The organism is Achromobacter sp. 1011811831, from assembly GCF_059760905.1.
Genome location: NZ_JCBANG010000037.1, coordinates 22,577 through 43,394 on the forward strand (window position 1 = coordinate 22,577; position 20,818 = coordinate 43,394).

General features: G+C 69.4%; 18 protein-coding genes. 14 read left to right on the forward strand and 4 right to left on the reverse strand.

Features of this window, described 5'->3' with window-relative positions; all coding sequences use genetic code 11:
* Window positions 1-54: 54 nt before the first annotated feature.
* The gene (locus AC6LJ9_RS15655) at window positions 55-1,236 is read right to left on the reverse strand and encodes an efflux RND transporter periplasmic adaptor subunit (protein WP_498148269.1); all 1,182 of its coding nucleotides are present in this window, start codon (window positions 1,234-1,236) and stop codon (window positions 55-57) included.
* A gap of 97 nt (window positions 1,237-1,333) precedes the next feature.
* Window positions 1,334-2,200 carry a LysR family transcriptional regulator gene (locus tag AC6LJ9_RS15660; RefSeq protein WP_498148270.1) on the reverse strand — a complete coding sequence of 289 codons (867 nt, stop codon included), beginning with the start codon at window positions 2,198-2,200 and terminating at the stop codon, window positions 1,334-1,336.
* Window positions 2,201-2,292: 92 nt separating this feature from the next.
* Here AC6LJ9_RS15660 and AC6LJ9_RS15665 point away from each other — a divergent pair, with 92 nt between their 5' ends.
* The 3 genes from AC6LJ9_RS15665 (at window position 2,293) to AC6LJ9_RS15675 (ending at window position 4,295) form a co-directional block, all read left to right on the forward strand.
* Entirely contained in the window at window positions 2,293-3,078 is a 786-nt protein-coding gene (locus AC6LJ9_RS15665; RefSeq protein WP_498148271.1) for an SDR family NAD(P)-dependent oxidoreductase, read from the forward strand.
* Between the two features lie 183 nt (window positions 3,079-3,261).
* Window positions 3,262-3,624 (forward strand): hypothetical protein, encoded by a 363-nt coding sequence (locus AC6LJ9_RS15670; protein WP_498148272.1) that lies wholly within the window; start codon window positions 3,262-3,264, stop codon window positions 3,622-3,624.
* An 80-nt stretch (window positions 3,625-3,704) separates the two neighbouring features.
* Window positions 3,705-4,295 carry a DUF4189 domain-containing protein gene (locus AC6LJ9_RS15675; protein ID WP_498148273.1) on the forward strand — a complete coding sequence of 197 codons (591 nt, stop codon included), beginning with the start codon at window positions 3,705-3,707 and terminating at the stop codon, window positions 4,293-4,295.
* 13 nt (window positions 4,296-4,308) lie between these two features.
* On the opposite strand, the gene AC6LJ9_RS15680 is transcribed toward AC6LJ9_RS15675, so the two are convergent.
* Complete coding sequence (locus AC6LJ9_RS15680; protein WP_498148274.1) at window positions 4,309-5,226, reverse strand: LysR family transcriptional regulator; 918 nt, start codon at window positions 5,224-5,226, stop codon at window positions 4,309-4,311.
* Between the two features lie 116 nt (window positions 5,227-5,342).
* On the opposite strand from AC6LJ9_RS15680, the gene AC6LJ9_RS15685 reads away from it, so the two are divergent.
* Entirely contained in the window at window positions 5,343-6,593 is a 1,251-nt protein-coding gene (locus tag AC6LJ9_RS15685) for an FAD-dependent oxidoreductase (protein ID WP_498148275.1), read from the forward strand.
* An 82-nt stretch (window positions 6,594-6,675) separates the two neighbouring features.
* On the opposite strand, the gene AC6LJ9_RS15690 is transcribed toward AC6LJ9_RS15685, so the two are convergent.
* A complete protein-coding gene (locus AC6LJ9_RS15690) occupies window positions 6,676-7,923 on the reverse strand; it encodes an NnrS family protein (RefSeq protein ID WP_498148276.1) in 1,248 nt (415 codons plus the stop codon).
* Window positions 7,924-8,187: 264 nt separating this feature from the next.
* Here AC6LJ9_RS15690 and AC6LJ9_RS15695 point away from each other — a divergent pair, with 264 nt between their 5' ends.
* The 10 genes from AC6LJ9_RS15695 to mobB all read left to right on the forward strand — a co-directional run bounded on the left by AC6LJ9_RS15695 (window position 8,188) and on the right by mobB (window position 20,725).
* Window positions 8,188-9,453 (forward strand): MFS transporter, encoded by a 1,266-nt coding sequence (locus AC6LJ9_RS15695; RefSeq protein ID WP_369869677.1) that lies wholly within the window; start codon window positions 8,188-8,190, stop codon window positions 9,451-9,453.
* Window positions 9,454-9,477: 24 nt separating this feature from the next.
* A complete protein-coding gene (locus AC6LJ9_RS15700; RefSeq protein WP_498148277.1) occupies window positions 9,478-10,863 on the forward strand; it encodes a NarK family nitrate/nitrite MFS transporter in 1,386 nt (461 codons plus the stop codon).
* A gap of 144 nt (window positions 10,864-11,007) precedes the next feature.
* A complete protein-coding gene (locus tag AC6LJ9_RS15705) occupies window positions 11,008-14,748 on the forward strand; it encodes a nitrate reductase subunit alpha (protein WP_498148278.1) in 3,741 nt (1,246 codons plus the stop codon).
* On the forward strand, window positions 14,745-16,310 hold the full coding sequence (gene narH / locus AC6LJ9_RS15710; protein WP_212314616.1) for a nitrate reductase subunit beta: 1,566 nt from the start codon (window positions 14,745-14,747) through the stop codon (window positions 16,308-16,310). Before AC6LJ9_RS15705 ends, narH begins: the two co-directional genes overlap by 4 nt.
* 15 nt (window positions 16,311-16,325) lie before the next feature.
* Window positions 16,326-16,973: a nitrate reductase molybdenum cofactor assembly chaperone gene (gene narJ, locus AC6LJ9_RS15715; RefSeq protein ID WP_498148279.1), complete on the forward strand. Its 648-nt coding sequence runs from the start codon at window positions 16,326-16,328 to the stop codon at window positions 16,971-16,973.
* A 21-nt stretch (window positions 16,974-16,994) separates the two neighbouring features.
* Window positions 16,995-17,678 (forward strand): respiratory nitrate reductase subunit gamma, encoded by a 684-nt coding sequence (gene narI, locus AC6LJ9_RS15720; RefSeq protein ID WP_103274268.1) that lies wholly within the window; start codon window positions 16,995-16,997, stop codon window positions 17,676-17,678.
* Window positions 17,679-17,708: 30 nt separating this feature from the next.
* A complete protein-coding gene (locus tag AC6LJ9_RS15725; RefSeq protein WP_498148280.1) occupies window positions 17,709-18,473 on the forward strand; it encodes a peptidylprolyl isomerase in 765 nt (254 codons plus the stop codon).
* A complete protein-coding gene (gene moaA, locus AC6LJ9_RS15730) occupies window positions 18,470-19,558 on the forward strand; it encodes a GTP 3',8-cyclase MoaA (protein WP_498148281.1) in 1,089 nt (362 codons plus the stop codon). The genes AC6LJ9_RS15725 and moaA overlap by 4 nt, the downstream gene beginning before the upstream one ends.
* A gap of 1 nt (window position 19,559) precedes the next feature.
* Window positions 19,560-20,219, forward strand: a complete 660-nt coding sequence (locus AC6LJ9_RS15735; protein WP_498148282.1) for a carbonic anhydrase — start codon at window positions 19,560-19,562, stop codon at window positions 20,217-20,219.
* Window positions 20,216-20,725, forward strand: a complete 510-nt coding sequence (gene mobB / locus AC6LJ9_RS15740) for a molybdopterin-guanine dinucleotide biosynthesis protein B (protein WP_498148283.1) — start codon at window positions 20,216-20,218, stop codon at window positions 20,723-20,725. Before AC6LJ9_RS15735 ends, mobB begins: the two co-directional genes overlap by 4 nt.
* The last annotated feature ends 93 nt before the right edge of the window (window positions 20,726-20,818 follow it).

A 20,818-nucleotide genomic window follows, 5' to 3' on the forward strand; every position in this document is an offset into this window, starting at 1 on the left:
GCGGCGAAAAAGGGCGGCGAAAAAAGGCAGGCGGCGAGATGGCGCTTGCCGTCCTCAGCCGGGCTGTTCGACGATCAGCACTTCGCTGCCATCATGCAGGCGGTCTATGCCTTCCACCACCACGCGCTCGGCGGGCGCCAGGCCCGAGGCGACTTCGACCCGGCCGGCGTTGGCCGCGCCCAGCGCCAGCACGCGGCGCGCGGCGCGCAGGTCCTGGCCGATGACGAAGACGAAGGCGCCCTCGGCGCCATGCTGCACGGCCGCCGAGGGAATGGAGACCACGTCCTCCCGCTGCACCACGGCCAGCCGGATGTTGACGAACTGGTTCGGAAACAGCGCCTCGTCCGCGTTGTCGAAATGGGCGCGCAGCTTGACGGTGCCGGTCGCGGCCTGGATACGGTTGTCCAGCGCCTGCAGCGTGCCTTCGGCGACGATGCGCCGTTCGTCCGCGTCCCAGGCCTGCACGCGCAGCGCGGCGCCGCCGGCCTGCGCCCGGCGCAGCGCGTCGAGCCGGGTTTCCGGGATGCTGAAAACGGCGGATATAGGGCGGGTCTGCACCAGCGTGGTCAGGCCGTCGGCGTCCGAGGCGCGCACATGGTTGCCGGCGTCCACCCGCCGCAGGCCGATACGGCCGCCTTGCGGCGCGGTGATGCGCGTCAATGCGAGCTGGCGGCGGGCCTCGTCCACGCGTGCCTGGTCGCGCGCGACCTGGGCGGCCGTCATGCGCGCCTGGGCCTCGGCGGCGTCCAGTTTCTGTCCGGCCACGGCGTCGTTGCGCGCCAGCGCGCGGTAGCGGCGCAGGTCCATGTCGGCGTTCGCCTGCAGCGCCTGGCTGCGGGCCAGCTCGCCTTCGGCGACGGCCAGCGCGGCATGGTAGGGACGCGGATCGATCTGGGCCAGCAACTGGCCGGGGCGGACCTCCTGGCCTTCCGTGAAATGCAGCGCCTGAAGTTCACCGTCGACCTGGGCGCGCAGCACGACCCGCGCCAGCGGCGTGATCGTGCCCAGCGCATGCAGGTCCAGGCGCAAGGGGCCGCTGGTGGCCGGCGCCACGCTGACCGGCACGGCTTCCTTGCCGAAGCCGAAGCCGGGGCGCGGCGCGGCGGGCTGGCGTGCGCTCGTGAGCCACACAAGGGCAAGCGCGATCGTCAGCAGCAGCGCGGACAGCGCGACGGCCGCGCGGCGGGTAAGGGGAAAAGGGCGAGGAAGCCGGCGCTGGGCCGGAAGCGGAGACATCTGGACTGCCGGTGCTCGGGATGGCTGACAGGCGTGATTCTATATTAATAATAATTATTCTCGTTGTCGTATCAGCGACCTGTCAGCAAGACCGGCGCTACCAGCGCGCCGCCGCCTCGGCCAGCCGTTCCAGGCAGTAGCGCGCGCGTTCGGACAGCGGCCCCTTGGGGCGCGCGGCGTACAGCGCGAAGGACGGCGGACGTCGGGCCTGCGGCGCGGCGACCAGTTGCCCGGCCTGCAAGGCGTCGCGGCACAGGCATTCGGGCGCCACGGCCAGCCCGGCGCCGGCGCGGGCCGCGTCCAGCGCCGCCTGATAGTCGGGCAGGACCAGCGCCGGCGCGTCGGGATCGCGCCCGTAGACCTGCTTCCAGTAGGGCGCCAGCGGCGCGGCGGGGCCTTGCTGGTCGATCAGCGGCAGGCCCCGGGGCGCGGCGCTTTTCGGCAGCCTGCCGCTCCACTGGGGCGCGCACACCAGCTGTTGCGGGCATTCATGCAGCAGCTGGTATTCCACGCCCTTGTGCGGAATGCGCGCGGGCGTCACCGCCACGTCGATCACGCGCTCGGCCAGCGCCGACAGCAGGGCGGGCGGCGGCATGGCGCGCAGGTCCACGCGCAGGCCGCGGCGGTGCAGGCCGGCCAGCGCCGGCAGCAGCAGCGCGATGAAGCCGCTGGTGGCGCCGACATGCGCGACGCCGGCCAGCGCGCCGCCTTCGCCCCGCGCGTCGAGCATACCTTCCAGCACGTCCAGGTGCGGACCGGCCTGCCGTTCCAGCTCGATCGCGGCGGGCGTGGGCGCCAGCCCGCGCGGCAGCCGGGTGAACAGCGTCGCGCCCAGATGGGCTTCCAGCAGCTTCACATGGCGCGACACGGCGGGCTGGGTCAGCGATAGCGTGGACGCCGCGCGCGAGATGGAACTGTGCCGGTAGACGCTGACGAAGCTGCGCAGATAGAGCAGATATGACATAAATAAATTTATGGATCAGCGAAAAAACGATGAATTGAGTATAGCCATGGCGGCTTCTACGCTGCGTCTTTCCCTACATCGGAGCGCAGGCCATGACGACCCTTCCATCCACGATCACCCACTATCCCGACCTGCGCGGCAAGGTCGCGCTGGTGACCGGCGGCTCGCGCGGCATCGGCGCGGCGACGTGCCGGGCCCTGGCGGCCAGCGGCGCGAAGGTGGCCGTCAACGGCCGCGACGAGGCGGCGATCCAGGCCGTGGTCGCCTCGATCCGGGACGCCGGCGGCCAGGCCATGGCGGCGCCCGCCGATTGCGCCAGCCTGGCGGACACGCGGCGCATGGCCGGGGAACTGCGCCAGGCCTGGGGCGAGCCGGACCTGCTGGCGGCCTTCGCCGGCGGCGGCACGGGCCGGCCGCAGCCCCTGGGCGAGATCAGCGAGCAGGACTGGCGCTCCAGCCTCGACAACAACCTGACGTCCACGTTCTTCACGCTGCAATGCTTCCTGCCGGGCATGATCGCGCGCGGCGCGGGCAGCGCGGTGACAATGGCCTCGGCCGGCGGCCGCGTGGCCTCGGGCGCGCCGGCGGGCTACGGCGCGGCCAAGGCTGGGGTCATCATGCTGACGCGGCACGCCGCGGTGGAGGCGGGGCCGGCCGGCGTGCGGGTCAACTGCCTGTCGCCGTCGGCGGTGCTGACCGAGAGGACGGCCTTGCGCATGCCGGATGCGCAGCGTCGCGCCATGCTGCCGGCGTTTCCGTTGGGAAGGTTGGGGGAAGTGGATGATGTGGCGGCGGCGGCCTTGTTCCTGCTGTCGTCGGCGTCGGGGTGGATCACCGGGGTGACGCTGGATGTGGCGGGAGGGAGGGTGATGGGGTGATGGCGCGCGGTTGTCACGGGAAAGGGGGGCGGCAGCAAGGGGAGTCATGATGCCTTTGCATCAGGCTCGGAGATGAGGGATAGTTGTCTTTCGTTCCAGGTCGGGGGTCGGCGCACTGGCGTACGACGGCGTTGCGGCCAGCCCGGACCCCTGGCGCAGGTTCTTCCCAGGAAAGACAGCACGATGAGCATTTCCGACTCCATCTGCCCGGACTGCGGCGGACAACTGGAAGTCCGGCGCGAAGGCGCCAGCCAGGGCATGTTCTGCACACTATGCTCCTGGGCCGTGGTCACCACCTGCCTGCCGGACTTCCTGAACGATGCGACTTCCTACCGAGTGACCGTGATCGCGGGCGACGTCGACAACAACGCGCATCTGCGGGCGGTGGCGAGCCTGGCGGGCGTTGCGATGCCGCAGGCGCGAACACTGCTGCAAGCGCCGGAAGGGCTGGTGTTCACCGGGCTCGCCTACGAGGTCGCGCCGATGCAGGAGACGCTTGCCGAGGCCGGCCTGGAGTTCAGGATCGAACCGCCATTTCCCTGGTAGGCGCCGACGCTTGGCGCGCTCGCCAGGACGGATCCACGGACCCGCCCGTCCAGCCGGGCCGGGATGCCCGGCGGCGCATATTGCCGCTGGCCGCGCTGATTGCTAGTATCCGCGCAGCACGACCCATCGACCATCACAAGGGCATCCCGATGAAGCGTTTTCTCGTCCTGGCATTCGCCGTTTTCGCCCTTGCGCTGGCCGCCATGCGTCCGGCGGCGGCCGAGCAAGGCTGTCCCGACGGATACACCATGGCCGCGCTGGGCACCGCCCAGTGCATTCCCATTCCCGGCCTCTACCAAGTTCCCGGCGGCGCCCAGCCGCCGCAGCAGCCGGCTCCCCCGCCCGTTCGCTGGGAGGAGCGCTGGGGGGCGATCGCCTTCGATCCCGTCTCGGGCAAGACCGGGGTCGCGGGCAGCCGGCCCGGCCGGCGGCAGGCGGAAGACGATGCCGTGGCGATCTGCCGGCAGAAGGGCGGCGGCGCCTGCAAGCTGGAAATCTCCTACGCCAATCAATGCGGCGTCATCGTCTGGGGCAATAACTGGGCGGTCGCCAAGTTCGCGGCCACGCTGGAGCAAGCCACGGAGCAGGCGCTCAATCAGTGCAACCGTGACAGCGGCGGCACCTGCGAGGTCTTTTTCTCGGATTGCAGCATGCCCGTGCGGGTGCAATAGGGCGGGGCGGCGCTCAGGCCTTGGCCGGCGCCATCTCATCCAAGCGCCGCTTGATCAGGTCCAGCAGGGTACGAATACGCGCGCTGGCCGAATGCCGATGGCCGTACACGGCCAGCAGCTGCAAGGGCGCCGGCCGCAATTCCAGAGGTACTTCCACCAGCCGGCCCGCCGCCAGATCCTCCTGGCAGGGACCGGCCGCCAGGATCGCGTATCCGATTCCCTGGCGCGCGCCCGCCAGCGCCAGCGCGCCGCTGTTGACGCGGTAGCGGCTGCGCACCGGCACCTTCACCATCCGTCCCGCGGCGTCGACGAACCGCCAGGGCTGTCCTTGCAAGGCGCTCAAGGTCGTGATGCAGGGCAGTGTCTTGAGCTGCGCCGTGCGCGTGGGCATGCCGCTGCGGGCGATCAGCCCGGGCGCGGCGACGACCAGGCTGGGCAGGCTGGCCAATTCGCGCGTGACCAGCGTGCTGTCTTCCTGGTCGCCGCGATGGAACACGATGGCCAGGTCCATGTCCTCGCGCAACGCCTGTTCGCCGGCCATGCGGGTGTCGCATTGCAGCTCGACGCCGGGATGGCTGGCGCAGAACTCCGCGATGATCTGGCCCAGCAACAGCGGCGCTTCCCCGGGCATGCACATGCGCAGCGGCCCGCGCAATGCCTGTTCGCCGGCGCCCAGTTCCTCGGCGGTGGCGGCCAGCGTGTCCAGCAGGGGCTTGGCGCGTTGATAGAGCAGGCGGCCGGCCTCGGTCATGCGCAGGTGGCGGGTGCTGCGTTCCAGCAGGCGCACGCCCAGGCTGCGTTCCAGCGCGGCGACGTGGCGGCTGACGTTGGAGGCCGGCAACTGGAGCTGGCGCGCCGCGCCGGCGAAGCTCTGTTCATCGACCACGGCCGCATAGACGCGCACCGTGTTCAGGTCCAGCTTGCTGGGCATGGATTATCCCGTTTCAGGTCATTGAGAACTGCATTTTCGCACTCTGGTTATCACAGGTGGCGCAATCTAGCATGACGGCTTTGCGCAAGAGCGCGTCTGTACGGGAGATGGCAAGCATGGATATCGCGATTCTGGGTGGCGGCGTGGCGGGGTTGGCCTCGGCTCTGGCGCTGGCGCGCCGCGGACATGAACCCCGGGTCTACGAGCGCCGCCCGGCGCCGGCCACGATGGGGGCGGGCGTGACGCTGTGGCCGAATGCCGGCTTCGTACTGGCGGATCTGGGATTGCTGGACGAGGCGCTGGCGCTGGGCGGCACGCCCGCCGCCATGCATCGCTACGACGCCCAGGGCAGGTCGCTGGGCGGCCAGGAGATCGGGCCGCTGGATCGCCTGATGGGGTATCCCACTTGCGCCATCCTGCGCACGGACCTGCAAGCGGTGCTGCTCCGGCGGGCGCGAGAAGCGGGCGTGGCGGTGGCGTTCGGCCGCGAGGCCACGGCCATCGCCAACGATCCGGATGGCCGGGCCGTCGTGCACTTCGCGGACGGCGGGCGCTTGAGCCCGGACCTGGTCATCGGCGCGGACGGACGCATGTCCTCGGTGGCGCGGGCCCACGTGGCGGGCGGCAACGCGCCGGTCTATCAAGGCTTCGTCAACTGGATCGGCGTGGCCGAAAGCGCGCGCGACCTGGTGGACGGCGCCTCGATCCACGATTACTGGGGGCATGGCGAGCGCGTCGGCATCGTGGCGCTGGGGCGGCGCAAGGCCTATTGGGCGGGCGCGCAGGCGCAGACGCTGGAGCAGGCGCGGGCCTGGGCGGCCGCCGCGCGGGACGGCGAGTGGCGCAAGGTGCGCCGACTGTTCGAGCGCTGGCCCGATCCCATCGGCGCGGTCATCGATGCCACGCCGCCTCGGGCCCTGCGCCTGATCGCGGTGCACGACCTGGAGCCGCTGGCCCGCTGGCATCGCGGCAATGTGCTGCTGGTGGGCGATGCCGCGCACGCGCCCTTGCCCACGTCGGGGCAGGGCGCCTGCCAGGCGCTGGAGGATGCCTGGCATCTGGCGCGCTGCCTGGAGGATCCGGCCATGGGGCCCGGCGCGGAACTGGAGCAGACGCTGGAACGGTTCGGCGGATTGCGGCGGGAGAAGACGGAGGCCATCACGCGGCAGGCAAGGTACTTCGCGCGCGAGCTGTTCATCACCGACCCGCAGGCTTGCCGGGAGCGCGACGCGCGCGTGCGCGCCAGCGATCCGCTGCAAGGCATCCAGGCGCTGGCGCAGGGGTGGGGGCGGGGCCTGCCTTTGCCGGCGCTGGCGCGGGCCGATGCCGGGGCGGCCGCCGTTGCCGGCATCGGCGCGGGACGGTAGCGTACTGTCGAGCGCGAGACGGCTGAGCGGCCGAAGGGGGAGGCCTGGATTGAAGCGCGGGTAGCGGCGCGAACCCCTGCGTTCACCCGCGCGGCGCCACCACCGGCTTGATCCGCAACACCGGCGCCGCCTGCCCACCCGCATCCGCGCGCGGCCGGATCATCATCGGGAAAAAACGCCACAAATACAGCGCCAGGGCCAGCGCCCAGGCCGTGGCCGAGGCGTGCAGCAGACCCGTCACGGCGTTCGACGGCAGCAGCGCCGCCAGCCGCAGCAGCGCGGCCAGGATGATGAGCGCGTAGCTCAGCACCATGCTGCGGTCGGTCTGCAGCGGACGGCCCAGGTGGCCCAGCGCGGTGCGCGTGACCATGCCCAGGATCATGACCGAGAAGCCGGCCACGCCGATCACATGCGCGGGCCAGGCCACGCGCACGACCAGGCCGGCCAGTTGCGCCGCGCCGACCAGCAGCCCGACGCTCAGGCCCAGGTAGCCGGCGTACAGGATCCACAGCAGCGGCACGCGCCGCGCGGCCCAGGGTTTCCAGGCCAGCCACTGGACCAGCGCGATCAGGCCGCTGGCGGCCAGCGCCAGCGCGGCGCCCTTGGGCGCGCCGGCCAGCAGCAGCACGATGGCGGCCACGCCGGCCGCGAGCTGCCAGTGGCCGCTCCTGGTATGCGGCGGAATATCCAGGCCGGCCACGGCGCGCTTGGCGAAGAAGGGCAGCACGCGGCGGGCGATCAGCAGGGTCAGCACGGCCATGCTGAGCAGGCCGGCATTGAAGTAGCGCATCAGGCCCAGGTAGTCGCCGGAGACGGCGGCCGTCAGGTACAGCACATGGGCGGATGCCAGCGCGGCCAGCAGCAAGGGCACGCCGTAGTTGCGCTTGTTGCGCGTCAGCCAGACCGAGCGCCCCAGCGCCGCCGCGCCCCACAGAAAGAAGACCAGGTCGGCGATGCCCGCCAGCAGGAAGGCCGGACGGCCGGGAACCAGGTAGCCCGCGCGCGCGGCCAGCCACACCAGGCACAGCGCGGCCAGCGCGTTGCCGCGCAGCGGATTGCGGCCGGTCCAGTTGGCGCCGGCCGTGAGCAGGAAGCCCACGGCGATGGTGGCGACGAAGCCCCACAGCATCTCATGCGCGTGCCAGGCCAGCCCGTTCAATTCGCCGCGCAGCAGCGAAGGCGCGTGGACCCAGAGCAGCACCGAGATCATGGCCCAGGCACAGCCGGCCAGGTACAGCGGGCGGAAACCCATTTCGGTGAAGGCGCGCCATTGCGGGCGGGGCCGGGCGGGCGCGCGGACAGGTTCGTCGATGGAAAGCAGGCTGCTCATGGTGGACACGCGCCGTGGGGCGCCCTGTGCATGGAACCGGCGGGGCCGGCTTTTAAGGTGTATTTCAAATGCATATTAATGCCGGCCCGCAAGCCGCGCCAGCGCGTGGATTTGATCTGGCGCAAACCTGACTTCCGGGCAAGGGGTGACTAGTCACATCGGCGCGGCCGGATGGTCGGCCGGCGAATGGCGCGCGCGGCGGGGTGTCCCTAGTCTGAGCGCATGTATTCGTCGGATAGATCCGTCAGCAAAGCGAGAACGACCATGACAGCATCACCCAGTCATACCCGGCCCGGCGCGCCCATGCGCGTGCTGGTCTCCAGCACCTTCGCCTTCACCATCTGCTTCGCGGTATGGATGATCTTCGCGGTGCTGGGCATCCCCATCAAGCAGCAGCTCGGCCTGTCCGAGACGGAATTCGGCCTGCTGGCCGCCATGCCGGTGCTGACCGGCTCGCTGGTGCGCGTGCCGCTGGGCATCTGGACCGACCGCTACGGCGGCCGTCCGGTGTTCTTCGTGCTGATGCTGCTGGCCGTGGTGCCGATCTGGCTGCTGTCCTACGCCACCGAGTACTGGCACTTCCTGGTGCTGGCGCTGTTCGTCGGCCTGACGGGCGGCTCGTTCTCGGTCGGCACGCCCTATGTGGCGCGCTGGTTTCCGCGCAACAAGCAGGGCCTGGCCATGGGCGTGTTCGGCGCCGGCAACTCCGGCTCGGCCATCACCAAGTTCGTGGCGCCGGCGCTGATCGCGGCCGCCGGCGGCGCCTGGGTCATCGTGCCGCAGGTGTACGCGGTGGCGCTGCTGGTGACGGCGGTGCTGTTCTGGCTGTTCTCGTCGTCCGATCCGGCGCACCGCGTCACGGGCGGCGCCAGCCTGAAGGCCCAGTTCGCCATGCTCAAGGACCCGCGCGTGTGGCGCTACTGCCAGTACTACTCGGTGGTGTTCGGCGGCTATGTGGCGCTGGCGCTGTGGATGACCAAGTACTACATCGGCGAATACGGCTTCGACATGAAGCTGGCGGCGCTGCTGGCGGCCTGCTTTTCGCTGCCGGGCGGCGTGCTGCGCGCGGTGGGGGGCTGGATCTCGGACCGCTACGGCGCCTACAAGACCACCTGGTGGGTGATGTGGGTGTGCTGGGTCGCGTTCTTCCTGCTCAGCTACCCGCAGACGCAGTTCACCATCATGACCGCCGCCGGCCCGCGCAGCTTCGAGATCGCGCTCGGTCCCATCCCCTTCACCGTGCTGCTGTTCGTGGTCGGCATCGCCATGGCCGTCGGCAAGGCCTCGGTCTTCAAGTTCATCTCGGACGAGTTCGGCCAGAACATCGGCGCGGTGTCCGGCATCGTCGGCCTGGCCGGCGGCCTGGGCGGCTTCATCCTGCCCATCCTGTTCGGCGTGCTGCTGGACCTGACCGGCGTGCGCTCCAGCGCCTTCATGCTGCTGTACGGCACGGTCTGCGTGTCGCTCATCTTCATGCACTTCAGTTTCCGGCCCGAAAGCGCGGCCATCGCCCGGCGCCAGCCGGCCTGATTCCTCCCTTCTAGCGAGAACCCTATGTCCACTCATGTCCTGCAGCGCTGGGAGCCGGAGAATCCCGGCTTCTGGCAACAGACCGGCGCGCGCATCGCCAACCGCAACCTGTGGATCTCCATCCCCGCGCTGATGCTGGCCTTCAGCATCTGGATGCTGTGGAGCGTGGTGGTGGTCAACCTGGACCGCGCCGGCTTCATGCTGTCCAAGAACCAGATGTTCTGGCTGACGGCGCTGCCCGCGCTGTCGGGCGCCACGCTGCGCATCTTCTATTCCTTCCTGGTGCCGGTGTTCGGCGGCCGCAAGTGGACCGCCATCTCGACGGCCTCGCTGCTGATCCCGGCGCTGGGCATGGGCTTCGCGCTGCGCGATCCGTCCACCTCCTATCCGACGCTGCTGATCCTGGCGCTGCTGTGCGGCCTGGGCGGCGGCAACTTCAGCTCCAGCATGGCCAACATCAGCTTCTTCTTTCCCAAGGAAAAGAAGGGGCTGGCCACCGGCCTGAACGCCGGCATCGGCAACCTGGGCGTGTCGCTGGTGCAGTTCGCCGTGCCGGTGGCGATCTCGGCCGGCATGTTCGGCGCGCTGGGCGGCGATCCGCAGCAGGCGATGGTCAAGGGCGCGGCGACCAACATCTGGCTGCAGAACGCCGGCTTCATCTGGGTCCTGCCGATCGCGCTGGCCTCGCTGGCGGCCTGGTTCGGCATGAACGACATCGCCGACGCGCGCGCGTCCTTCGCCGACCAGGCGGTGATCTTCAAGCGCAAGCACAACTGGCTGATGTGCTGGCTGTACGTGGGCACCTTCGGCTCCTTCATCGGTTTCTCGGCCGGCTTCGCCATGCTGACCAAGACGCTGTTCCCGCAGGTCGATCCCACCGCCTATGCCTTCCTGGGGCCGCTGGTGGGTTCGCTGACGCGGCCGCTGGGCGGCTGGGTGTCCGACAAGCTGGGCGGCGCGCGCGTCACGCTGTTCACCTTCGTCGGCATGATCGCGGCGGTGCTGGGCGTGATGATGTTCATGCCGGTGAACGGGCAGGGCGGCGACTTCAACGGCTTCCTGGCCATGTTCATCGTGCTGTTCGCGCTGACCGGCGTGGGCAACGGCTCGACCTTCCGCATGATCCCGGTCATCTTCCTGCGCGAACGCACCCTGGCCGCCGAAGGCCGTGGCGAGGCCGGGCGCAAGCAGGCGCTGGCCGAGGCCGCCAAGGAATCGGCGGCGGTGCTGGGCTTCTCGGGCGCGATCGGCGCCTATGGCGGCTTCTTCATCCCGCGCAGCTTCGGCACCTCGCTGGAGCTGACCGGCGGCGCGCAGGCGGCGCTCTATTGCTTCATCGCCTTCTACGCCACCTGCGTGCTGATCACCTGGTGGCAGTACGCGCGCCGCAACGCGCCGGTGCCGTGCTGAGCAATGACCGGGGTGACTAGTCATTCTGCCGTGCCCGACCTGTGCCTGCGGGCAATGGCGGGCGCGGCGCCCCGGGCCTAAAGTGGATTCGTAAGCAGAGCAAGCAGCATGCGCCGGCCGGGCCGGCGCTCTTGGAGAGCAACAATGAGTCATTTTCTGGATCGCCTGAAGTTCATGTCCAGGGTGAAGTCCACCTTCGCGGACGGGCACGGCGAGACGGTCAACGAGGACCGCCGCTGGGAGAACGCCTACCGCGCGCGCTGGCAGCACGACAAGGTCGTGCGCTCGACCCACGGCGTGAACTGCACCGGTTCCTGCTCGTGGAAGGTCTACGTCAAGAACGGCCTGATCACCTGGGAAACGCAGCAGACCGACTACCCGCGCACGCGCCCGGACCTGCCCAACCACGAGCCTCGCGGCTGTCCGAGAGGCGCGTCCTACAGCTGGTATGTCTACTCGGCCCAGCGCGTGAAGTACCCGATGATCCGGGGCCGCCTGATCGAGATGTGGCGCGAGGCCCGCAAGACCATGGACCCGATCGCGGCCTGGGAATGGATCAGCCAGGATCCGGTCCGCGCCAAGCGCTACAAGGCCGTGCGCGGCCTGGGCGGCTTCGTGCGCGCTGACTGGGACACGGCCACCGAGATCATCGCCGCCGCGAACGCCTACACCATCAAGAAGTTCGGCCCTGACCGCCTGATCGGCTTCTCGCCGATCCCGGCCATGTCCATGGTCAGCTACGCCGCCGGCGCGCGCTACCTGAGCCTCCTGGGCGGCGCCTGCCTGAGCTTCTACGACTGGTACTGCGACCTGCCGCCGGCCAGCCCCCAGGTCTGGGGCGAGCAGACCGACGTGCCGGAATCGGCCGACTGGTACAACTCCACCTACCTGATGGTCTGGGGCTCGAACGTGCCGCAGACCCGCACGCCCGACGCGCACTTCTACACCGAGGTCCGCTACAAGGGCACCAAGACCGTGGCCGTGTCCAGCGACTTCGGCGAAATGGTCAAGTTCGGCGACATCTGGCTGGCGCCCAAGCAGGGCACCGACGCCGCGCTGGCCATGGCCATGGGCCATGTGATCCTGAAGGAATTCCACCTGTCCGGCGCCTCGGACTACTTCCGCGACTACGTGCGCCGCTACACCGACATGCCCATGCTGGTGCTGCTCAAGGAGCGCGACGGCCGCCATGTGCCCGACCATTTCCTGCGCGCCTCGCACCTGGATGGCGCGCTGGGCGAGCAGAACAATCCCGACTGGAAGACGCTGGTCTATGACGAGGACAGCGGCGACCTGGTCGCGCCCAACGGCAGCATCGGTTTCCGCTGGGGCGAGGGCGCGGTCAACGGCGGCGAGAAGGTCGGCCGCTGGAATCTGGAAGCGCGCGATGGCGGCAGCGGCCGCGACATCACGCCGCGCCTGTCCCTGATCGACCAGGCCGACGCGGTCGTGGGCGTGGGCTTCCCGTACTTCGGCGGCGAGCACGACGAGCTGCTGACGCGCAACGTGCCGGCCCGCCGCATCCGCCTGGCCGACGGCACGGACGCGCTGGTCGCCACCGTGTACGACCTGCAGATGGCCAACTACGGCCTGGATCGCGGCCTGGGCGGCGGCAATGTCGCCACGTCCTATGACGACGACGTGCCCTACACCCCGGCCTGGCAGGAAAAGCACACCTCGGTGCCGCGCGCCCAGGTGATCCAGGTGGCGCGCGAGTTCGCGCAGAACGCGCACGACACCCAGGGCAAGTCCATGGTGATCGTCGGCGCCGGCCTGAACCACTGGTACCACATGGACATGATCTACCGCGGCATCATCAACATGCTGATGATGTGCGGCTGCGTGGGCAAGAGCGGCGGCGGCTGGGCGCACTACGTGGGCCAGGAAAAGCTGCGGCCGCAGTTCGGCTGGGCGCCGCTGGCCTTCGCCTCGGACTGGGCGCGCCCGCCGCGCCAGATGAACGGCACTTCGTTCTTCTACGCCCACACCAGCCAGTGGCGCCATGAGAAGCTGAACGTGCAGGAAGTGCTGGGCCCCACCGCCGACCGCGGCAAGTACGGCGAACTCAGCATGATCGACCTGAACGCCCGCGCCGAGCGCATGGGCTGGCTGCCGTCGGCGCCGCAGCTGCGCACCAATCCGCTGGACCTGGTGGCCGAGGCCGAGGCCGCCGGCAAGGACCCGGTGGCGCACGCCGTCGAGGGCCTGAAGTCGGGCGCGCTGCAGATGGCCTGCGAGAACCCGGACGATCCGGCCAACTTCCCGCGCAACATGTTCGTGTGGCGCTCCAACATCCTGGGCTCCAGCGGCAAGGGCCACGAGTACTTCCTGAAGTACCTGCTGGGCACGCAGAACGCCGTGTTCGGCGACGAGGCCGACGCCATCAAGCCGGTCGAGGTCGCCTATGAGGACGACGCCGCCGAGGGCAAGCTGGACCTGCTGACGGTGCTGGACTTCCGCATGAGCACGACCTGCCTGTACGGCGACATCGTGCTGCCGACCGCCACCTGGTACGAGAAGGACGACCTCAACACGTCCGACATGCATCCGTTCATCCACCCGCTCAGCGAGGCGGTGCAGCCGCTGTGGGAAAGCAAGACGGACTGGGAGATCTACAAGCTGCTGGCCAAGCGCTTCAGCGAGATCGGCGGCCCCTACCTGGGCAAGCGCCGCGACCTGGTGCTGGCTCCCCTGATGCACGACACCCCGGGAGAACTGGGCCAGGCCTTCGAGCCCAAGGACTGGAAGCTGGGCGAGTGCGACCTGGTGCCGGGCAAGACCGCGCCCAACATGGTCGTGGTCGAGCGCGACTACAACGACATCTACCGCAAGTTCACCTCCGTCGGCCCCTTGCTGGACAAGCTGGGCAACGGCGGCAAGGGCATCAACTGGAACACCGAGCACGAAGTGCACGAGCTGGCCGGCATCAACGACAGCGTCAGCGAGCCGGGCGTGAGCCAGGGGCGTCCGCGCCTGGACACCGCCATCGACGCCGCCGAGATGATCCTGACCTTCGCGCCCGAGACCAACGGCCATGTGTCGGTCAAGGCCTGGGAGGCGTTGAGCAAGATCACCGGCCGCGAGCACGCCCACCTGGCGATCGGCCGCGAGCACGACAAGATCCGCTTCCGCGATATCCAGGCGCAGCCGCGCAAGATCATTTCGGCGCCGACCTGGTCGGGCCTGGAAAGCGAGGAGGTCAGCTACAACGCCGGCTACACCAACGTGCATGAGCTGATCCCATGGCGCACCCTGACCGGCCGCCAGCAGTTCTACCAGGATCACCGCTGGATGCTGGACTTCGGCGAGGGCTTCTGCGTCTACAAGCCGGCCATCGACACCAAGACGGTGGCGCCCATGCTGGGCCGCTATCCGAACGGCGAGAAGGAGCTGGTGCTGAACTGGCTGACGCCGCACCAGAAGTGGGGCATCCACAGCACCTACTCGGACAACCTGCGCATGCTGACCTTGAGCCGGGGCGGCCCCCACGTGTGGATCTCCGAGGCCGAGGCCAAGCAGGCCGGCCTGGTGGACAACGACTGGGTCGAGGTCTTCAACGTCAACGGCACGCTGACCGCGCGGGTGGTGGTGAGCCAGCGCGTGCCGGTGGGCATGTGCCTGATGTACCACGCCCAGGAAAAGATCGTGAACGTGCCGGGCGCGGAGACCAGCGGCAAGCGCGGCGGCATCCACAACTCCGTCACCCGCACCGTGCTCAAGCCCACCCACATGATCGGCGGCTATGCGCAGCAGGCCTACGGCTTCAACTACTACGGCACCGTGGGCGCCAACCGCGATGAATTCGTGGTGCTGCGCAAGATGAAGAAAGTGGACTGGCTGGAAGGCCCGTTGGTTGAAACGCAACAAGAAGAGAAGCAATCATGAGGATACGCGCCCAAATCGGCATGGTGCTGAACCTGGACAAGTGCATCGGCTGCCATACCTGCTCGGTCACCTGCAAGAACGTCTGGACCAGCCGCGACGGCGTCGAGTACGCCTGGTTCAACAACGTGGAAACCAAGCCCGGCATCGGCTATCCCAAGGAATGGGAGAACCAGGGCAAGTGGAAGGGCGGCTGGAACCGCACGGCCAGCGGCAAGCTGGAACCGCGCCAGGGCGGCAAGCTGCGCATCCTGGCCAATCTGTTCGCCAACCCGAACCTGCCGCAGATCGACGACTACTACGAGCCCTTCACCTACGACTACGAGCACCTGAAGAACGCGCCGCTGTCGCAGACGCCGCCGACCGCGCGTCCGGTGTCGGTGCTGACCGGCAAGAAGATGGACAAGATCCATTGGGGCCCGAACTGGGAAGACGACCTGGGCGGCGAATTCAGCGCGCGCAGCCGCGACCAGCTGTTCGAGGGCGTGCAGAAGGAGATGTACTCGACCTTCGAGAACACCTTCATGATGTACCTGCCGCGCCTGTGCGAGCACTGCCTGAACCCGGCCTGTGTCGCCAGCTGCCCGTCCGGCTCGATCTACAAGCGCGAGGACGACGGCATCGTGCTGGTGGACCAGGACAAGTGCCGGGGCTGGCGCATGTGCATCTCCGGCTGCCCGTACAAGAAGATCTACTACAACTGGCAGAGCGGCAAGGCCGAGAAGTGCACCTTCTGCTATCCGCGCATCGAGGCCGGCCAGCCGACCGTGTGCTCCGAGACCTGCGTGGGCCGGATCCGCTACCTGGGCGTGATGCTGTACGACGCCGACCAGATCGAGCGCGCCGCCGCCGTGGCCAGCGAGCAGGACCTGTACCAGTCGCAGCTGGACCTGTTCCTGGATCCGCACTCGCCCGAGGTGATCGCCGCCGCGCGCGAACAGGGCATTCCCGAGTCCTGGCTGGAGGCCGCCCGCAAGTCGCCGGTCTACAAGATGGCCGTGCAATGGCGCGTGGCCTTCCCGCTGCACCCGGAATACCGCACGCTGCCCATGGTCTGGTACATCCCGCCGCTGTCGCCGATCCAGACGGCCGCCGAGTCCGGCAAGATGCCGACCCGCACCGTGGGCAAGAGCGCCATGATCCCGGACGTGTCCAGCCTGCGCATCCCCGTGCGCTACCTGGCCAACCTGCTGACGGCGGGCAAGGAAGAGCCGGTGCTGCTGGCGCTGGAGCGCATGCTGGCCATGCGCGCCTACAAGCGCTCGGAGACCGTGCACGGCGAACTGGACAGCGAGCTGCTGGCCCGGGTCGGCCTGGACGACGCCACCGTGCAGGACATGTACCGCATCATGGCCATCGCCGACTACGAGGACCGCTTCGTGGTGCCGAGCAGCCACAAGGAAATGGTCGAGGACAGCTTCAACGAGAAGGGCAGCTGCGGCTTCACCTTCGGCAACGGCTGCTCCGGCGGCGTGTCCGAGGGCTCGCTGTTCGGCAAGAAGCCGCAGGGCAGCGAGATCTTCATCGACATGCCCAAGTCCCGCAAGAAGGCCGCCGCGGCCTGAGCAAAGGAGAACACGATGAGCTTGTACCGACTGCTTTCCGCGCTGCTCAGCTACCCCGAGCAGGAACTGCTGGACGCCTTGCCCGAGATCGACGCCGCGCTGGCCGACCACCCCTGGGCCGGCGAGACGCTGGAGCCCCTGACCGCCTGGCTGGGCGGGCAGGACCTGATCCCGCTGCAGGAAACCTACGTCGCCACCTTCGACCGCAACCGCTCGCACTCGCTGCACCTGTTCGAGCATGTGCACGGCGAAAGCCGCGACCGGGGCCAGGCCATGGTGGACCTGCTGCAGACCTACCGCGACCATGGCTTTGAACCCGTGGTGTCGGAACTGCCGGACCACGTGCCGCTGTTCCTGGAGTTCCTGGGCGTGATCGACGCCGACCAGGCCCAGGCGCTGCTGGACGAGGCCATCCACGTGCTGGCCGCCATCGGTTCGCGGCTGGCGCGGGGCGACAGCCCCTATGCCTGCATCTTCGCCGTGCTGCGCGACCTGTCCGCCGTGACGCCGCGCGAGCAGACCGAGGCGCCGGTGCGCGACATGGACGAGGCCATGGAGACCTTCGGCGCCGGCCCGGACGGCATCGAGCCGCTGCTGCGCCCGGCCGCCCAGGGCGGCGCGCACGCGGTGCATTTCTACCCCCGCGGGACGGCCGCCCGCTGACCGCTGCCAGGAACACGCATCATGAATACCCTGAACCAGTTCTTCTTCGGCATCTATCCCTACATTGCCTTGACCGTCTTTCTTCTGGGCAGCCTGGTCCGCTTCGAGCGCGAGCAGTACACCTGGAAGACCGACAGCTCGCAGCTGCTGCACCACGGCCGCCTGCGGCTGGGCAACATCCTGTTCCACGTCGGCATCCTGGGCCTGTTCTTCGGCCACGCCGTCGGCCTGCTGACGCCGGTGGTGGTCTGGGACACGCTGGGCGTGTCGCATTCGCTCAAGCAGATGGTCGCCATGGTGGCCGGCGGCGTGATGGGCGGGCTCTGCCTGATCGGCCTGTTGATCCTGATCCACCGCCGCATGAGCGATCCGCGCATCGCCGCCACCACCAAGCCGGGCGACAAGCTGCTGCTGCTCTGGATCCTGGTCACGCTGCTGCTGGGCCTGTCGACCATCGCGCTGTCCGCCGGCCACATGGACGGCGAGGTGATGGTCAGCCTGATGACCTGGGCGCAGCACATCGTCACCTTCCAGGGCGACGCCGCCAGCCACATCGCCGGCGTCTCGCCGGTGTTCAAGGCGCACCTGTTCATGGGGCTCACGCTGTTCGTGATCTTTCCCTTCACCCGGCTGGTGCACGTCTGGAGCGGCTTTGCCTCGCTGGGCTACCTGGGCCGCGCCTGGCAGCTGGTGCGTCCGCGCTGAGCCGCGTCCCGGAACACGAAGGAGTCGAACATGCCTGTCATCGTCAATGGCGTCGAACTGAACGACGCCGATCTTGAACGCGAATTGCCGCGCCACGCCGACGCCAGCAACCCGATGCGCAGCGCCATCACCGCGCTGGTGCTGCGCCGGGTGCTGCTGGACGAGGCCGGCCGGCAGGGGCTGGACGCCGAGGACGAGGAAGTCGCCATCGGCGCGCTGCTGGCCAGCGAGGCGAGGGCGCCGGAGGCCGACGAGGCCGCCTGCCGCCGCTTCTACCAGACCCATCCCGAGCGCTTCATGGTGGGCGAGCTGATCGAGGCCGACCATATCCTGTTCCAGGTCACGCCCGGCGTGAACCTGGACATGCTGCGCGCCCACGCCAAGGTGGTGCTGGACGAGCTGATGGCCGATCCGTCGCGCTTCGCCGAGGTGGCGCGCGAGCAGTCCAACTGTCCGTCGGCCGCGGTCGGCGGCAGCCTGGGCCAGCTCGGGCGCGGCGACACGGTGCCGGAGTTCGAGCGCGCCGTGTTCGCCTTGCCCGCCGGCGGCCTGCTGCCGCAGCTGCTGGAAACCCGCCACGGCCTGCACATCGTGCGCGTCACGCGCCGCATCGAAGGGCGCATGCTGGCCTATGAGCAGGTGGCGCAGCAGATCGCCCATGCCTTGTCCTCGGTGAGCCGGGACACGGCCTGGCGCCAGTACCTCAAGCTGCTGGTGGGGCGCGCCAGCGTCGAGGGCATCGACCTGGACGATGGCGAGCCCGAGCGCGTGTTCGGCGGCGGGAGCGCGCCATGAAGCCCCCGTCTGTTCTTGAGTCTGTTTCTGAATCCGCTGCTGCATCCGTCAGTGCCTCTGCCGTCGCGCCCGGCGCCCCGTCCTCGCCCGCGTCGGCGCGCGCGGGCGCCGGTCTGGTCGACGGCCATGGCCGCCGCATCGACTATCTGCGCGTCTCCGTCACCGACCGCTGCGATTTGCGCTGTACCTACTGCCTGCCCAAGGACTACAAGGGCGCCGAGATTCCGGCCAACTGGCTCAGCCACGAGGAAATGGTGCGGCTGGTGCGCCTGTTCGTCGACAACGGCGTGCGCAAGGTGCGCCTGACTGGCGGCGAGCCGCTGACGCGCGGCGGCGTCGCCGGGCTGGCGGCGGCCATCGCGGCCATGCCGGGCCTGCGCGACCTGTCGCTGTCCACCAACGGCACGCGGCTGGCGCGCCATGCGCGCTCGCTGCGCCAGGCCGGCGTGCAGCGCCTGAATGTCAGCCTGGACACGCTGGACGCCGCCGGCTTCCAGGCCATCACCGGGCGCGACTGCCTGGCCGACGTGCTGGACGGGCTGCGCGCCGCGCGCGAGGCCGGCTTCGCGCCGGTCAAGCTCAACAGCGTGGTGCATGCCGCCACGCCCGAGGACGAGGTCGAGCGGTTGCTGGCCTATGCCCGCGAACAAGGCTTCGTGCTGCGCCTGATCGAGCCCATGCCCATGGGCGACTGCGGCCGCGCCCATGAGCATGTCGACCTGAACGCGCTGGGCGCGCGGCTGGCGGCCCGTCATGGCCTGGTGCCGGCGCTGGCGGCCGGCGGCGCCGGCCCGGCGCGCTACTGGACCGCCGATGGCCGGACCCATGTGCTGGGCGTGATCACGCCCATGTCGCGCCACTTCTGCGCCGCCTGCAACCGCGTGCGGCTGGGCGCGGACGGCACGCTCTACCTGTGCCTGGGCCAGGAAGACCAGGTCCCGCTGGGCCGCATGCTGCGCGCCGGCGCCAGCGACGCCGAGCTGCGCGGCGCGCTGTTGGCCGGCATCGCTGCCAAGCCGGAGCGGCACGACTTCAACGCCCGGCCCGAGCGCGTGCTGCGCTTCATGGCGCAGACGGGAGGCTGAGATGCGCGATATCGAACGCTTCATCGACGGGTTCCAGCGCTTCCAGTACCAGTACTACGAGGCCGCGCCGTCGCTCTACCGCAACCTGCGCGATGGCCAGCATCCCAGCACGCTGCTGATCGGCTGCTGCGATTCGCGGGTGGACCCGGCCATGCTGCTGGGCTGCGATCCCGGCGACATCTTCACCGTGCGCAACGTCGCCAACCTGGTGCCGCCGGCCGACCGCGACCAGGGCCATCACGGCGTGCTGGCCGCGATCCAGTTCGCGGTGGACCAGCTCAAGGTCGGCCGCATCATCGTGCTGGGCCACGCGCATTGCGGCGGCATCCGGGCGCTGATGGAGCGACCCGCCGGCACGGCCGGCGAGCCGGACTACCTGAACCGCTGGATGGATATCGCCGAGCCGGCCCGCCAGCGCGTGCTGAACCAGATGCCGGACGCCCCGGACGCCGACCGCCGGCGCGCCTGCGAACAGGCGTCCATCCTGATCTCGCTGCGCAACCTGGAGTCGCTGCCCTGCGTGCGGCGGGCGCTGGAGGCCGGCACGCTGACCCTGCATGGCTGGTATTTCGACCTGGTGGCGGGCGCTTTGCTGGCATACTCGCAGCGCGCGGACGGCTTCCTGCCCATCGTCTGCCCCCTGTTCACGGAGCTTGCATGACCCCAGTCTTCGGCATCGCCGGCCGTTCCGGCAGCGGCAAGACCACCCTGATCGAAGCCATGCTGCCGCTGCTGCGTGCGCGCGGGCTGGCGGTCAGCGTGATCAAGCACAGCCATCACGATTTCGAGATGGAGCCGCCCGGCAAGGACAGCGCGCGTTTTCGCCAGGCCGGCGCGCACGAGGTGATGGTGGCCTCGCCGTACCGCTACGCCATCGTGCACGAGCTGCGCGGCGGGCCCGAGCCCACGCTGGCGCAGCAGCTCGAACGGCTGGCGCCGGCCGACCTGGTGCTGGTGGAGGGCTTCAAGCAGGCCGCCATCCCGCGCCTCGAGGTCTACCGGCCGGCGCTGGGCAAGCCGGCGCTGCACGCCGAGGACGGCGGTTTCCTGGCCGTGGTCACGGACGCGGCGCCAGATACGACGCTGCCATGCCTGCCGCTGAACGAGCCGGACGCGGTGGCGGCGTTCATTTGCAGCACGCTGGGGCTGGCGCCGGGGAAAGCCTAGGTTTTTCCCCCGCCGGGGCAGGAACAGGGCCAACCTGTAACCGGCCGCCGAAGGACTACACTGGCGCCATGCCGGCCCGGCAAGCAAGACATT

Excerpts from the sequence above, each read along its gene's own strand:
- AC6LJ9_RS15655 (WP_498148269.1), bottom strand. The coding sequence starts at position 1,236 with ATGTCTCCGCTTCCGGCCCAGCGCCGGCTTCCTCGCCCTTTTCCCCTT.
- AC6LJ9_RS15660 (WP_498148270.1), bottom strand. The coding sequence starts at position 2,200 with ATGTCATATCTGCTCTATCTGCGCAGCTTCGTCAGCGTCTACCGGCAC.
- AC6LJ9_RS15665 (WP_498148271.1), top strand. The coding sequence starts at position 2,293 with ATGACGACCCTTCCATCCACGATCACCCACTATCCCGACCTGCGCGGC.
- AC6LJ9_RS15670 (WP_498148272.1), top strand. The coding sequence starts at position 3,262 with ATGAGCATTTCCGACTCCATCTGCCCGGACTGCGGCGGACAACTGGAA.
- AC6LJ9_RS15680 (WP_498148274.1), bottom strand. The coding sequence starts at position 5,226 with ATGCCCAGCAAGCTGGACCTGAACACGGTGCGCGTCTATGCGGCCGTG.
- AC6LJ9_RS15685 (WP_498148275.1), top strand. The coding sequence starts at position 5,343 with ATGGATATCGCGATTCTGGGTGGCGGCGTGGCGGGGTTGGCCTCGGCT.
- AC6LJ9_RS15690 (WP_498148276.1), bottom strand. The coding sequence starts at position 7,923 with ATGAGCAGCCTGCTTTCCATCGACGAACCTGTCCGCGCGCCCGCCCGG.
- AC6LJ9_RS15695 (WP_369869677.1), top strand. The coding sequence starts at position 8,188 with ATGACAGCATCACCCAGTCATACCCGGCCCGGCGCGCCCATGCGCGTG.
- AC6LJ9_RS15700 (WP_498148277.1), top strand. The coding sequence starts at position 9,478 with ATGTCCACTCATGTCCTGCAGCGCTGGGAGCCGGAGAATCCCGGCTTC.
- AC6LJ9_RS15705 (WP_498148278.1), top strand. The coding sequence starts at position 11,008 with ATGAGTCATTTTCTGGATCGCCTGAAGTTCATGTCCAGGGTGAAGTCC.
- narH (WP_212314616.1), top strand. The coding sequence starts at position 14,745 with ATGAGGATACGCGCCCAAATCGGCATGGTGCTGAACCTGGACAAGTGC.
- narJ (WP_498148279.1), top strand. The coding sequence starts at position 16,326 with ATGAGCTTGTACCGACTGCTTTCCGCGCTGCTCAGCTACCCCGAGCAG.
- narI (WP_103274268.1), top strand. The coding sequence starts at position 16,995 with ATGAATACCCTGAACCAGTTCTTCTTCGGCATCTATCCCTACATTGCC.
- AC6LJ9_RS15725 (WP_498148280.1), top strand. The coding sequence starts at position 17,709 with ATGCCTGTCATCGTCAATGGCGTCGAACTGAACGACGCCGATCTTGAA.
- moaA (WP_498148281.1), top strand. The coding sequence starts at position 18,470 with ATGAAGCCCCCGTCTGTTCTTGAGTCTGTTTCTGAATCCGCTGCTGCA.
- AC6LJ9_RS15735 (WP_498148282.1), top strand. The coding sequence starts at position 19,560 with ATGCGCGATATCGAACGCTTCATCGACGGGTTCCAGCGCTTCCAGTAC.
- mobB (WP_498148283.1), top strand. The coding sequence starts at position 20,216 with ATGACCCCAGTCTTCGGCATCGCCGGCCGTTCCGGCAGCGGCAAGACC.